This is a genomic window from Streptomyces sp. SM18 (genome assembly GCF_002910775.2).
Classification (GTDB): Bacteria; Actinomycetota; Actinomycetes; order Streptomycetales; family Streptomycetaceae; genus Streptomyces; species Streptomyces halstedii.
Genome location: NZ_CP029342.1, coordinates 4,664,713 through 4,676,873, shown reverse-complemented (window position 1 = coordinate 4,676,873; position 12,161 = coordinate 4,664,713). Strand labels below are relative to the sequence as shown.

At 71.2% G+C, this 12,161-nt stretch carries 11 protein-coding genes and 1 pseudogene; 2 read left to right on the top strand and 10 right to left on the bottom strand.

Annotation, left to right across the window (positions count from 1 at the left end; genetic code table 11):
- Positions 1–35: 35 nt before the first annotated feature.
- A complete protein-coding gene (locus tag B9S64_RS21300; protein WP_103492666.1) occupies positions 36–641 on the bottom strand; it encodes a hypothetical protein in 606 nt (201 codons plus the stop codon).
- 303 nt (positions 642–944) lie between these two features.
- On the opposite strand from B9S64_RS21300, the gene B9S64_RS21295 reads away from it, so the two are divergent.
- Together B9S64_RS21295 and B9S64_RS21290 are read left to right on the top strand one after the other, a co-directional pair.
- Positions 945–2,948 (top strand): hypothetical protein, encoded by a 2,004-nt coding sequence (locus B9S64_RS21295; protein ID WP_103492667.1) that lies wholly within the window; start codon positions 945–947, stop codon positions 2,946–2,948.
- A gap of 143 nt (positions 2,949–3,091) precedes the next feature.
- A complete protein-coding gene (locus B9S64_RS21290) occupies positions 3,092–3,679 on the top strand; it encodes a hypothetical protein (protein ID WP_258317575.1) in 588 nt (195 codons plus the stop codon).
- Positions 3,680–3,853: 174 nt separating this feature from the next.
- Here B9S64_RS21290 and B9S64_RS21285 read toward each other — a convergent pair whose 3' ends face one another.
- The 9 genes and pseudogenes from B9S64_RS21285 to B9S64_RS21245 all read right to left on the bottom strand — a co-directional run bounded on the left by B9S64_RS21285 (position 3,854) and on the right by B9S64_RS21245 (position 12,155).
- Entirely contained in the window at positions 3,854–4,522 is a 669-nt protein-coding gene (locus tag B9S64_RS21285) for an OmpA family protein (RefSeq protein WP_103490678.1), read from the bottom strand.
- An 8-nt stretch (positions 4,523–4,530) separates the two neighbouring features.
- The gene (locus B9S64_RS21280) at positions 4,531–5,058 is read right to left on the bottom strand and encodes a hypothetical protein (protein ID WP_258037807.1); all 528 of its coding nucleotides are present in this window, start codon (positions 5,056–5,058) and stop codon (positions 4,531–4,533) included.
- Between the two features lie 90 nt (positions 5,059–5,148).
- Positions 5,149–5,751, bottom strand: a pseudogene (locus B9S64_RS21275) (pilus assembly protein TadG-related protein); the annotation flags it as partial.
- Between the two features lie 38 nt (positions 5,752–5,789).
- A complete protein-coding gene (locus B9S64_RS21270; protein ID WP_103490676.1) occupies positions 5,790–6,011 on the bottom strand; it encodes a hypothetical protein in 222 nt (73 codons plus the stop codon).
- A 239-nt stretch (positions 6,012–6,250) separates the two neighbouring features.
- On the bottom strand, positions 6,251–7,339 hold the full coding sequence (locus B9S64_RS21265) for a response regulator transcription factor (protein ID WP_103490675.1): 1,089 nt from the start codon (positions 7,337–7,339) through the stop codon (positions 6,251–6,253).
- Positions 7,340–7,437: 98 nt separating this feature from the next.
- The gene (locus tag B9S64_RS21260; protein WP_258037806.1) at positions 7,438–8,961 is read right to left on the bottom strand and encodes a sensor histidine kinase; all 1,524 of its coding nucleotides are present in this window, start codon (positions 8,959–8,961) and stop codon (positions 7,438–7,440) included.
- A 10-nt stretch (positions 8,962–8,971) separates the two neighbouring features.
- Positions 8,972–9,859 carry a DUF5936 domain-containing protein gene (locus tag B9S64_RS21255; protein ID WP_103490674.1) on the bottom strand — a complete coding sequence of 296 codons (888 nt, stop codon included), beginning with the start codon at positions 9,857–9,859 and terminating at the stop codon, positions 8,972–8,974.
- Between the two features lie 13 nt (positions 9,860–9,872).
- On the bottom strand, positions 9,873–10,808 hold the full coding sequence (locus tag B9S64_RS21250) for a type II secretion system F family protein (protein ID WP_103490673.1): 936 nt from the start codon (positions 10,806–10,808) through the stop codon (positions 9,873–9,875).
- Between the two features lie 9 nt (positions 10,809–10,817).
- The gene (locus B9S64_RS21245) at positions 10,818–12,155 is read right to left on the bottom strand and encodes a CpaF family protein (RefSeq protein ID WP_103490672.1); all 1,338 of its coding nucleotides are present in this window, start codon (positions 12,153–12,155) and stop codon (positions 10,818–10,820) included.
- Between the last annotated feature and the right edge of the window lie 6 nt (positions 12,156–12,161).

Below are 12,161 nucleotides of genomic sequence, written 5' to 3'. Positions count from 1 at the left end.
CACGGCGCCCCGGCGGGCGGCCCGGCTCCCGCACCTCAGACGCTCAGGGCCGCGCTTCCGAAGATCCGCCAGGGCGACCGGTGGACGGAGTCCAGGACCGCGAGCTGCGGGTGCCGGAACGCGATGTCCTCCCGTACGGCGACGGCGTCGGGCCAGCCGTCGAGCAGCGCCGTACCGGCGACGACGAGCCTGTCCCAGTCGGTGCCGGTGTTCGCGCCCGTCCGGTCGAGGACGAACCCGATGCACAGCACGGAGGCCCGCCCTATGGCGGCCCGGACGGCCCGCACCGCCTTCTCCCGCTCCGGCGGGGGCAGCCCGTCGAGTCCGAACTCGACGGCCACGACCCGGTCGCCGGCCCGGCGGATCCGCATCAGCACGTCCAGGTCGTGCCGGACCCACAGCCGCACCCCGACCGTGTCCAGCCGTTCGAGTCCGGCGAGGGAGAGGAACTGCTCCCTGGTCACCCGCGACCGTGTCCCGGCCGAGCGGGCGGGCGAGGCCGGGTCATGGCTGTCGAGCAGGACCCGCCCGGTGACCGGATGCGCGATCCGGAGCCCTGCCGCCTCCAGGTCGCAGAGCAGGGTCAGGGCATCCGCGCGGGCCCAGCCCAGGTGGTACGAGTGGAAGAAGCCGGCACCCATGGCACACCTCACCCTGTCGCAGCGCGAACGGCGACACGTCGTCGTTCCGGCACCTTGCCGGCCAACTCACCGGCTCATCGGCTCACCGGCTCACCGGCTCACCGGCTCACCGGCGAGCGTAGGCAGCGTCTCGGTCCTGCCGCATGGGCCCAGGGACCCATCGGCGGCCCCGGCCGTAAGGCCCGTACCGCGCCCGGCAGTTGGGCCCGGATTTGGGGCCGAGGGCCCAGGCAGCCCGAGCCCCGCCGGCCGTACGCTCCCGCCGGACGGGCCTACGGGCGAGTGCCGGGGAGAGGGCGGACCGTGAGCGGTGGGGGCGGCTGGGCGGACGGAAGCGCGGGCCACATACCGGCGGACGGGGGCTCCGGTCCCTCTCCCGGCGGCGGCCCGTTCCTCGCGCTGACCCGTAGCTGGGCGGCCGGGGCCCTCGTCTACGTCGCCGCCGGTTTCCTCGTGTCGCGGACACTGGTCGAGCCGCTGGCCACCGGGGAACGGCTCGACCTGTTCGGCTGGCGGCTGGCCCTGCTGCATCTGCCCGGCGTGCTGATCACCGTACTGACCGTCCTGGCGTCGGCCCGCGCGCTGCCCGACGAGCACCGCGGCTCACGCCCCCGGCACCTGTCCGCCACCTTGGCCGTGCCACTGGCGGGGCTCGCCTACGGATACGCCGTGTCCTGGGACCTGGTGAACAGCGAGGGCGTCCTGATGCCGGTGGTGGCGATGGTCACCGGCGTCTGCGTGGGCCTGGCCCTGGACCGGCTGCTGGAGGACCGCGCCGGCCGGCCGCCCATGACCCCCGTGCCGTCCCGGCGCCTGTACGGCCGGTCCGACGGCGGAGCCACGGCCGTGGAGTACCTCGGGGTCGTCGTCCTGGTCGTGGCACTGATCGGCGCGCTCGCCCTGGCGGGCCTGGGCGGCCGGATCGGCGACGGCATCCGCTGCGCCATCACCTCGCTCACCGGGGGCGGCGGATGCGTGGCGGGCGGGAACGGCACCACCACCGCACCACGGACGGACGCGGACTACGAACCCAAGCTCTGCCAGATCTCGAACATCTCCGACACGGCGGGCGGGAAGGTCAAGATCGGCTGGTTCGAGTGGGGCGAGGAATACGGCTTCCAGCAGCGGGTCAGCCAGGCGAGCACCGATGTGAACGGGGACGGGACGGTGGACGAGAACGACAGACTCGTCCACATGACGTTCACCGACGCCGCCTCGGCCGGGGTGAACGCGAGCACCCCGGGCGTCAAACTCGGGAACCTGGGCAAGGCGGACATCGACATCGGCGGCGGCATCCGGATCACGAACGGCGACACCTGGGTCTTCACGAGCGAGGCCGAGGCCGAGCGGATGAGGGACGACATCGAGGAGATGAAGATGTGGGAGACCTCGATGACCCACAGCGGCGGTTACGGCGGCAACTGGTACGCGGCCACCAAGTGGGCCGGGAAGACGGAGGACATCGAGAGGCGGATCGGCGACAAGAAGATCTCCTACGCGACGATCGGCCTGGACGTGTACGCGGACGGCGGCCTTGCCGTCAAGGCCGGGGACGACACGGCGCTCGGCGCGAAACTGGGCGGCAAGGCCGTGTTCTCCCCTGAGGTGACCGTCACCAAGGACGATGTGAACGGCAACGAGTCCGCCACGTACACCGCCAGGCTCGAACTGGAGGCCGAGGCCACCGGCAACGCCGGGCCGCTGGGCGGCACGGTCGGTGTGACGAGCGTCCGCACGGGCTCCCTCACCGTCACCCGCGACCAGAAGACCGGCACGCTCGTACGGATCGACATGACGCAGACGGTGGAGGACGCCTCCGTCTCCGGCACGGTCGAGATCGGCGGTGACAACGGCGAGAAGGGCGCGGACAAGCGGGGCGGCAAGGGCGGTGTCACCGACTCCTCCGGCGGCACGGGCATCGGGATCCGGACCGACACGCTCGTCTTCGGCAAGGAGACGGACCAGGCCACGGAGGGCAGACGGGCCGTCGCCGAGCAGTGGCTGGACGGCTCCGGCGACAGCACCGCCCCGTTCGCGTACATGTTCGGCGACCGGTCGCCGCAGCAACGGCCCACCGGCGACGACCCGTTCGAGCAGCTGATGTTCGAGGAGGGTCTGTCCAGCACGATGCGCTACCACGGGGAGGCGGACGCCCAGGAGTTCGGCTTCGAGGTCTCGCTCGGGATGAGCCTCGGATTCTCGCTCTCGGGCGAGCACAAACAGGAGACACTGACCGACGCGCAGTTCCTCGGGGCGCCGCAGGGTGACCGGCGCACCTACCTCCCGTACAGCTACTGCGCGCGGTGAGCACGCGGGAAGGGGCGTGGGGCCCGCGGGTGGGTTCCTCGGTCACCGGAGCGCCCGGAGCCCTTGGACACCGCGTGGTCCCCGTCGGCACCCCCGGCACCCGCACCCCTCGTAAGGCGAAGAGGCGAAGAGGCGTAGAGGCGATGACGTTGACGTTGACGAAGTCCAGGGCACTCGGCGCGGTGTGTGCCGCCGCCCTCGGCCTGACCCTCCTCACCGGCTGCGGTGGCGCGGCCGGTGCGTCGGTCCCGGACGGCTGGGGCACCCTCGACACGCCGAGCGTGTCCGTGGGCTACCCCGAGGACCAGGGGTACGCCGAACAGCCCGCAGCCGAGCGCGGCGAGGCCAACGCCGCCGTGGCGCTCAGGGAGGAGGACGGGGTGCGCACGGGCATGGTCTCGGTCCAGCTGGACTTCGCCACGGGCGTCCACGACGCCGGTGAGGCCGCCGCGGCGGCGGGCGCCGGGATCGGCCTGGGCGCGACCCGGAAGGCCACACGGGACGTCCGGCTGGCGGGAGAGGAGAGTGCCCGGGGAGCCCGGCGGATCGACTACGAGTTCACCTCCACGGGCGAGGGGCGTACCCCCGCGAAGGGCACCCGGATGACGGGCGTCGTGGTGGCCGGCGTCGACTCGAAGGACGTGCCGTTCGCCATCCGGGTCAACGCGGTCAAGGGGGCGCTGAGCCCGTCGGACCTCGATGCGTTCGTCGGGTCCGTCACCGTCAAGTAGCCGGTCTGGCGGGGTGGGGCGGCGCTCCGTCGGGGCGGGGCGGGGCGGGGCGCTGGGGCAGCGAGCCCTCGGGGCGGGGCGCCGGGGCCGGAGTCGGGGCCCGGCGCCCCCTGCCGGTCGGTCGGTGGCCGCGCCCCGGGCCCGGGCCTCGCCCTCGCCCTCGACCTGGGGTGTTCAGTTCTGGGAGCCGCCCGTGCGCGGGAAGGAGATCTCCACGCGGCGGTTCTTCTTCCGGCCTTCCTCGGTGTCGTTGGAGGAGATCGGATACTGCTCGCCGTACCCCCGGATCTCGAAGGTGACGTCCGGCAGCTTCGGGGCCAGCACCCCTTGCACCGCGTTGGCCCGCTGCTTGGACAGGACGTCCCCGTGGGCGGAGGTACCGAGATTGTCGGTGAAGCCGAACACCCGCACCCTCGTGGCGTTCTGGTTCTTGATCTCTTCGGCGATGGCGTTGATGCGGGCGTTGGCCTCGCCGCTCAGTTTCGCGCTGTCCTTACCGAAGAGGACCTCGGCCTGGAGGGCCAACGTGATGTCCGCGTTCGTGTCCTCGCGGCGCTCCTCTCCCCCCATGTCCTCGACGATCGACTTGATGTCCAGGACGCGGACCTTGCCGAGCGTGGCACCGTCGCCGAGCATCAGACCGGGAGAGTTGGCATCGACCTCCACCGGGGGCGAGGCGCTGGGGACGGCCGTGGGGTTGTCGTCGGCCATCGCGCCACCGGCACCCCAGAGGGTGGTGGCACCGAGGAAGACGACCACGGTGGCGCAGAGGGCGATACGACGGCGTTCCGCGGTGCGCGGTGCTGTGGGGGCGGGGATGGGGGTGGAGGCGGGTCGCTGCATGGCGGTCGTCACCCCGAGATCTTGATGGTCGCGGTGGGCATGGTGGGGATCTGGAAGTCGACTTCGGTGGTTTCTGCCGGAGGGGCGGGGAACTGGGCGAAGAAGGGCGCTGTGGCCCCCGGCGCAATGCCAGTCGTGAACTTGGTGCACAGGCAACGGCCGTCCGTATCACGGAGAACCAGATAGCGCTTCTTACCGGCCTGATCCACCAAGGAGGCACCGGCGACAGATGCGCCGTTGTTCACCATCTCCTGCTCGTTCCCCTGCCAACCCTGTGCCCCGAATTGCTGCTTCGATCCGTTCGTTACGCTGCCCTTGACCGTGATGAACCCGCCCGAATCACGCGTGGCCGTATTGACCTCCAGCTTGATCTCCCCCGGCCCCGATACGCTGGCCAATACCTCCGACGTGTCGGCAGAGGCGCTGGTGTCAGACGACTGCGACGCCTCTGAAGCCGAGGCATTCGGTTGCTTCTGCTCATTTTTGGGCGCGTCGTTGCCGTCGTCGCCCCCACACGCTGTCAGGGCGACAGCCATGGCTACGCAAGCGGCAGCAGTGGCAGCCCTCTTGAGGTGAGCTCCGGTCATGGCTACACGCATCAGCGTGGTCCTCTCGATGTCGTTCAGTTACTTGTCGGCCAGGTGGACGGAAAAGAGATCCGACAGATCCGGCAGCAAACCGAGGTTCTTCGTGTCGATGGTGAAGTCTTCGCCATTGCAGGCCACTTTGTACGCCTTCTGCGCTTCTGCCTCGTCCGTGTCGCCGTCCTCGTTTTGCGAGGGACTCGATCGGGGGCGCGTGTCCTCTTCAACGCGGCAGCGCGGCTCGATCACAGCTCGCGCGGTGGCTTCTGCCTTCCGTGTCTCCGTACCGGGGATCACCGAATTGCCCACGGGCTTGTTCGTCACGACCGTGACGGTGTAGGACGCCTCAGGCCAGTCGGCGGGATCCGGTTGGCAGGAAACCGTCTGCGCATCGTTCGCGGAGGCGAGCGAGGAGGCAGCGGCACAGGACCGTGTTCCGATGTCCCGGCCATTCAATAGGTCGTCCCACCTGTCGAGGTCGAATGCTCGGGGCCAGCTCCATTCGTCTCGTGCGTCCTGCGCGGCTGCCAGCGCGGCCGCGTCGGCCGCGGTCTGGGCCTCGTTCTTCTTCATCGAAGCCTGGCCGACGGCGAAGTAGGCGAACGCGAGAAAGAGCAGGCCCGCCACCACCGCGACATAGATGGGGAATGCCTGCCCTGCCTCGCGGGTCGGTCCGGCGACTACTAGCCGCCCGTGATCTTGCCGATCTGCGTGGTGATCGCGCCGGCGATCGTATTGCCGAAGTTCGTCGTCATGAGCACCAAGATGATCGCCACGACCACCACGATGATGCCCAGGTACTCCACAGCGCCCTGTCCGCGGTCCGCGCGGGACTTCATGCGCGCGACGGACGTGTTCGCCCAGACCTTGGCGTTGACGGAAGCCTTCAGCATCGGGTTGCTCATGGTGGTCCCCTCCGGGTTCGGCCGACCGGGTGCCGGCCGACACGTGAGCTTCTGTGGCGTCCCCCGCGCAACCGGCTTCCTCCTGGCCGGTGGCGCGGGGGGCGGGAACAACGTAGGGCTGCGCATGTGGTGCGGCGCAGGGTCCCAGGGCCCAAAGTCGGGCCCAAAGCGGGTGTGGGGCCGTTTGTCCGGTCTGCGGGTCGGCCGGCGGCTCCGTGTCCGAGCCCGCCCTTCTCCGGTCAGCCATGGTGACCCGTCCCCCTCACACCGCATCCCGGGCCCGGCGCCGTGCCGAGCCAGCGGGCTATCGCCTCGCTGCGGCTGCCGCTGTGCAGCTTGGTGAAGATCCTGTTGATGTGGTTCTTGACCGTCTTCTCACTGATGAAGCAGGTGGCGGCGATCTGGTGGTTGCTCATCCCTGACGCGATGAGTTCCATGACCTCCGCCTCTCTCGAACTCAGGTGGTACTGAGCCCTGTTGGGAATCGGCGGCCCATGCTGGTCACCGTCAGTCGAAGACTGTGCCACAGTGGGTTGCAGGTGCGAAAGCACTTCCGGCCGGTCGGTCGGCCCGGCGCCCCCGGACCCTGGTCGCGGACCCGCGTGCGCCGCCCCGCCCGGCGACCGGAACGGAGCGCCCGGCTCCCCGTTCGGAGTGCCGGTGGCCGGAGACGCCCCGAGCCCCTCCGGAAGGTGCCTCGGTATCCGGTCCCGGTCCCGGTCCTGGCGCACATGGGCGAGCAGGGCGTTGGCCGCCGTCGCGGTGAAGTGCGCCCGGCCGCTCTTGGCGTCCCGTACGGCCTGGACCAGTTGGTCCGCCGTGAACTCGCCGTGCACCAGGTAGCCGCACGCTCCGAGGCGCAGCGCCTCGTGCACGATGTCGCTCTCGCGGCTGTACGTCAGCATCATCACGTGCGCGACGCGCACCAGATGAGGCAGGGCGGAGATGCCGTCCACGCCCGGCATCCGGACGTCCAGCAGGACGACGTCGGGCCGGTGGCGGACGGCCGCGTCGTAGGCCTCGCGGCCGTCCGCGGCGTCCGCCACGACCTCGATGTCGGCACGGCCGCCGAGCAGGGCTCCGAGGCCGGCCCGGACGACCGGGTTGTCGTCGGCGACCACCACCCGGAGGGTGCCGGGGGGCGGCAGAGCGGGCCCGCCGGGGAACGGTGGCAGTGCCTCGGCTGCCGGTGGTGTACGTCCGGCGGCCGGGAGCCCCTGGGCGCTGTGGTCCGCGCCGGTGTGGGTGGAGTGCGGGGAGGTGTGCGGGGCGATGTGGGGGCGCGGTGCCCCGTCCGGGCCCGATGGGCGGGAGACGTCGTCCGGCATTCTGCGGCCTCCTCTCGGATCGTGGGGACGGATTGCGGAAGTGGTACGTACGGGGGAGCGGCGGCGGAAGCGGCATCGTGCAGGCGGGCGGGCCCGGTTCATCCCGACCGCTCCGGGTCCGATGACGGGACAGGCACCTCCGGGTCGGACAACCGGACAGGCCGCTCCCGGCCCGACGACGGGACAGACACCTCCGGTCCCGACGACTGGAAGCGCGGCTCCGGGCCCGACGACCGGACGCGCACCCCCGGGCCCGACAACCCGGCAGACACCCCCCGGTCCGCCCCGCAAGACACCCCCAGGTCCACCCCGACAGGCACCCCCGCCCCCGCGAGCGGGGTCAGGGCGGCCGTGGGCAGTTCCAGGCGGACCTCCGTGCCCTTGGCCGCCTCGCCCTTGCCCACGCGGATCCGGGCACCGATCGAGGCCGCGCGTTCGACCATGCCGACCAGGCCGAAGTGACCGGTCCGCCGGAGGCCGTCGAGTGTGGTGCCGGCGGGCAGCCCCGGGCCGTCGTCGTAGACGCTGACACGCAGGACGTCCCCCTTGATCCCGGCCAGAACGGCGACGTAGGTGGGGCGGGCGTGCCGGTGGGCGTTCTCCATCGCTTCGGAGGCGACGGTCAGCAGGTGCCGGGCGACGGCGTGCGGCACCGGGGGTACCGGGCTGTCGCCAAGGGTGCGGAACACCGTGCGCGTCCCGTGGCGGCGGGTGAAGTCGTCCGTACGGGCCCGGAGTTCGCCGACGAGGTCCACCCCGCCGTCCAGGCCCGATTCCCGGCGCAGGTCGGAGAGGAGTTCGCGGGATTCGGCGGCGGCCCGCCGGGCCGAGCGGGCCACCAGTTCCGCCTGGTGCCGGACGGTGCGCGGGTCCACCCGGTCGGCGGAGTGGGCCAGGCCGTCCGCCGCCAGGGCCAGGCCGTGGAGGGTCTTGGCGACCGAGTCGTGCATCTCCCGTGCCAGCCGGGTGCGTTCCCGCTCGACGGCGGCGCTCACGGCGAGCCGGGCCCGGGTCTCGGTCAGTGCCTGGCCGGCGGTGCCGACCCGCAGCATCAGGGTGCGTAACGTGACGCCGACCGCGCCGGCGAGCACGCAGAAGCCCGGCAGCAGCAGCACGCTGGCCAGCCCCGAGCGGAGGTGTGCGTCGGCGCCGTAGGCCGCGGCCAGGATCAGGATCTGGAGTACGGCGAAGACGCCCGCCGCCCGCCAGCCGTACAGCAGTCCGGCCAGCAACGGGGTGCAGACGACGGCGTATCCGAGGGTGGACTCGGGTGTGGCGGTGAACAGGAGCAGCGCGCCGAAGACCGTGTCGGCGCCGAGCAGCAGCGGGAAGCGTACGAGGAGGGGGCCGAAGCGTTCCCAGTCGCGGTAGAGGGCGTACGAGCCGACGACCGTCACCAGGACGGCCGAGGCGACCAGCCAGCTCGCGAGGCCCGGGGCGGTGTTGTCGAGGGCCTGCGGGGTGCCGATGGCGATCATGGCCAGCCGGAAGAGGAACACCTGGCGGGCCAGCGCCGAGAGGGCGTTGACCTGGAGGGAGACCGCGGGGGCCGGGCCCGCCGGGGTGGCGAGGGCGGTGTGCCGGGTCTCCTCGGGCGGGTCCGGCCGCACGGAGATCGTCATCGGTGGCCGCTCACTCCCCGGTGAGGGATCCGAGGCTGGTGTCGGATCCGAGGAGCATGGCGGCACCCATGAGGATCATGGTCGCGGGGATCATGAAGGTGGTGACCATCAGCGTGGCCTTGGGGACGGCCTTGGCCGCCTTGCGCCGGGCGTTCTGGGCGTCGGTGCGGCGCATGTCGTTCGCGATGGCGATGAGGGTGTCGACGATGGGCGCGCCGAGTTCCTCGCCCTGCTGGAGCGCGGTGACGAACATGGCGACCTGTTCGGAGTCGTTGCGCCTGCGCAGTTCGTCGAAGGCCTGCCGGCGGCTGACGCCCATGTCCATCTGGCGCAGAGTGATGCGCAGTTCGTCGGACCAGGGCCCCTGGTATTTCTCGGCCACCCGGTCCAGGGCCTGGCGGAAGCCGAGGCCCGCGGAGACGACGACGGCGAGGACGTCCAGGAAGTCGGGGAGGGTGCGGTCGATGTCGTCCCGGCGTTTGCGGACGGCGGCCCAGATGCCCACCTCGCCCCAGAAGAGTCCGAAGGCGACCATGAGGAGCGCCATGACGTACCTGCCGTCGGCGAGCATCGCGAAGGCGGCGAATCCGCCGAGGCCGCTGTAGACGGCGCGGCGGGCCGCGTAACGGTCGATGGTGAGGCCGCCGGGGTTGCCCGCCCGGTCGATCCTGCGGCGCTTCTCGTTGACCCTCCTGGGTCCCATCAGCCGCAGGACCAGCGGTGCCCAGCGCATGCCGAGCCGGTCGATGCCGGATCCCACGGCCGTGGTGCGGGTGGAGCCGACCTCCAGGGCGAGGGCGAGGTCGCCGGGGAGGGTGGCCTCGGCGCGGTACATCCGTACGCCCTTGAAGACGCCGAACACGCTGAGGCCGACGACGAGCGCGAGCAGCAGTTCCATACCCTTCCCCTCCTCAGATGTCGATCTTGGAAATGCGGCGGATGGCGACGAAGCCGAGGGCGTAGAGGCCGAGCGAGACGACGACCGCGATCTGGCCGAGGAGCGATCCCGTCATCCGGTCGAGCGCTCCGGGCAGGACCGAGTTGACGAGGAGCATCGCGCCTACGCCGATGGCCGGCACGGCGTACGCGGTGGTGTTGACCTGGGAGAGCTGGGTGCGGACCTCGCGCCGGGTCTCCTTGCGTTCCTCCAGGGTGATGGTGAGGTTGCGCAGCGAGGAGACGACCTGGCCGCCGGCCCGGTTGGAGAGGATCAGTGTGGAGACGAGGACGACGAGCTCCCGCGAGGGCAGCCGGGCGGCGAGTTCGTCGAGGGCGTCGTCGAGGCTGCGGCCCACGGCGAGCTGGTCGGCGACGACCCGCAGTTCGTCACCGGCGGGCGCCTCCAGTTCGTCGGCGGCCATGGCGATGGAGGTCCGCAGGGAGAGCCCGGCCTGGGTGGCGTTGGCCAGGACCCGGGAGACCTCGGGCAGTTGGCTGATGAAGGCCTCGGTGCGCCGGGTGCGGTGCCAGGTGAGGAAGGTGTTGGCGCCCCAGATGCCGACGATCCCGGCGAGGGGTCCGAAGAACGCGGCGAGGACGGACGCCGCGATCAGCCAGAGGGCGACCACCGTGCCGAGCACGTAGAGGACGTATTCGCCGGGGGTGACGTCGAGGCCGGTGGCGGCGAGCTTCAGCTCGATCCTGCGGCCCCCTCGCGTACGGCGCAGCCGGCGGTCGAACGCGGAGAAGCGGCGCCGCGGCCCCCGGTCGGTCGGTCCGGTCGAGGAGAGCCGCTCGACGAGGGCGTCGCGCTGGGCCTTGCCCGCCGTGTAGGTGTGCAGGCCCACGACGGCGAGTACGCAGCACAGCAGGGTGACGCCGAGGGTGAGCGGTGCGAGGTTGTCCATGGGGAGTACCTATCTGGCCTCTCGGGTGGCGAGGTACGCGTCCGACGGCGCGACCCCGTAGGCCTGGGGGATCGGCTGTCCGGCCATGTAGAGCCGGTCGGCGATGCGGCGCGGGAGGGGAAGTGCCTGGAACTCGCCGTGGATCACTCCGTCGGTGCCCATCGGCCGGGCCTGGAACCGGGACACGGTGACGATCTTGTAGGGGTCGCGTCCGTGCGAGTCGAGTACCGCGATCTCGGTGACCTTACGGGCGCCGTCGGCATGCCGGGTGAGCTGGACGATGACGTCCACGGCGCTGTTGATCTGGTCGTGCAGGGCCTCGAAGGGGATCTTGACCTCGGACATCGACGCGAGGGTCTGGAGGCGCATCAGGGCGTCCTCCGCGCTGTTGGCGTGGACGGTGGCGAGGGAGCCGTCGTGGCCGGTGGACATCGCCTGGAGCATGTCGAGCGATTCGCCGCCGCGGACCTCACCGACGACGATGCGGTCGGGACGCATGCGCAGCGAGTTGCGGACGAGGTCGCGGATGGTGACCTGGCCCTTGCCCTCGACGTTGGCCGGGCGGCTCTCCAGCCGGATCACATGGTTCTGCTGGAGCTGGAGTTCGGCCGAGTCCTCGATCGTCACGATGCGTTCGCCCTCGGGGATGAGTCCGGAGAGGGCGTTGAGGAGGGTGGTCTTCCCGGTGCCCGTGGCGCCGGAGACGATCACGTTGAACCGGGCCTGCACGAGGCCGGCGAGCAGCAGCAGCATCTGCTGGTCGAGGGAGCCGAAGCCGATCATCTCCTGGAGGGAGAAGGACCGGGGGAAGCGCCGGATGGTGAGGGTGGCGCCGGTCAGCGAGAGCGGGGGGATGATCACGTTGACGCGCTCGCCGCTGGGCAGTCGGGCGTCGACCATCGGATTGGCCTCGTCCACCCGCCGGTTGACGGTGGAGACGATGCGTTCGATCGTCTGCATGAGCTGTTCGTGGCTGGCGAAGCGCATCGGGAGCTGTTCGACCCGGCCGGCGCGTTCGACGAAGATCTGGTCGGGTCCGTTGACCATGATCTCGGTGACGGAGGCGTCCTCCAGGAGGGGTTCGAGCACTCCGAGCCCGAGCGCCTCGTCCACGACCCGCCGGATGAGCTGGGAGCGTTCGGCGGTGGAGAGGACCGGGCCCTCGCGGCTGATGATGTGGCCGAGGACGCGTTCCAGCCGGGCCCGGCGGTCGGCGGCGGCGAGCGAGGACATCTCCGCGAGGTCGATCTCCTCCAGGAGCTTCGCGCGGTACGTGGCGACCAGGTGACCGTCCTCCCGTCCTCCGGGGCGCTCCTCGGGGGCGGTGATGCGTGCCCGCAGGCTCATGGGTAC